Annotated in this window: 1 pseudogene; it reads left to right on the top strand. The window is 52.2% G+C overall.

Going from position 1 to position 678, the window contains the following annotated elements:
• Positions 1-678, top strand: a pseudogene (locus CIK04_RS28375) (hypothetical protein); the annotation flags it as partial.

Genomic DNA, 678 nt, shown 5'->3' with positions numbered 1-678 from the left:
TGCAATGATCGGTCAAGCCAACATCATGACTAAAGTGGGCGATGATCTCACTGCGGCTCTGATGGTCGGTAAAGCCAACATCTACACCCATGTCGGTGATGGAACCAGCCTAGGAATATTCGCAGGCGAAGTGAACGTGATGACTAGGTACGGTACGGCAACAACCTTAGCGGCGATGTTCGGTAAAGCCAACATCATGACACATGTCGGCGATGGTCTAACGGGCGTGTTAGCGCTGGGCGAAGCCAATATTGTTACCAAAGTGGGTGATGATTTCATGGGTGTTGTGGCGGCAGCAAAAGCCAACGTTGTGACTCATGTGGGAGACGCAACAACCGCGGCTGTCTTGGCTGGTAAAGGCAATACTCTACCAAAGTGGGCGAAGGCACCACGGTAGGGTTGTTGATTCCGATATCGGCAACGTGATGACTCATGTCGGAGATGGCACGACCATTGGTATTGCCAAGGGCAAGGCAACATCATTACCAAAGTCGGCGATGGTTGGGCGTCAACGTCGCTTGGGGCAAGCAAACGTCTTTACCCAAGTGGGCGACGGTGATCGCTATAACTTTGCCAAAGGTGAAGCCAACGTCATCACCAAAGTGGGAGATGGCCAAGAAGTCTCCGTGGTGCAAGGTAAAGCCAACATCATTACTCATGTGGGCAATGGCGACGACT

Source organism: Vibrio sp. 03_296 (assembly GCF_002265885.1).
Note: the sequence above shows the minus strand (reverse complement) of the source record. Positions and strands in the feature narration are given on the sequence as shown.